Annotated in this window: 1 protein-coding gene; it reads left to right on the top strand. The window is 52.0% G+C overall.

All coding sequences use genetic code 11. The annotated features are described in order from the left end of the window. Positions 1-562 (top strand): 4Fe-4S dicluster domain-containing protein (locus ACWHAR_RS30515; RefSeq protein WP_452088864.1); only part of this gene is annotated, 562 nt, incomplete at both ends.

A 562-nucleotide genomic window follows, 5' to 3' on the forward strand; every position in this document is an offset into this window, starting at 1 on the left:
TGCTGACATTTTTAGTCTATGTACCGCAGTCAAAGCACGCCCACTTAATTGCCGGACCGGCAAACGTATTTTTCAGCCGGCTGACAAACCCGGGAAAGCTTCAAAAAATCGATTTTGAAGATGAAACAAAAGAAACGTTCGGCGTCGGACGGATCGAGGAATTCAGGCAGTCCCAGCTGATCGACCTTTACGCATGCGTGGAATGCGGGCGCTGTACCAATATGTGCCCGGCTACAGGAACAGGCAAGATGCTTTCGCCGATGGATCTGATTTTGCGGCTCAGAGACCATTTGACAGAAAAGGGAGCAGCAGTGACATCGAGAACGCCTTGGGTACCCGCACCGCTCTTTCAGCATACGAAAGGCAACCAGCTGGCCATGGCGGCAGGGGGAGAAGGGTCAAGGGAAGCGGCTGCTTCAGAACTTTACAACCCGAGCTTAATCGGCGACATCATCACAGAAGAAGAAATTTGGGCCTGCACAACATGCCGGAATTGTGAAGATCAGTGCCCGGTCATGAATGAGCACGTCGATAAGATCATCGATCTCCGCCGCTATCTCGT

The organism is Bacillus sp. LR--39, assembly GCF_053613335.1.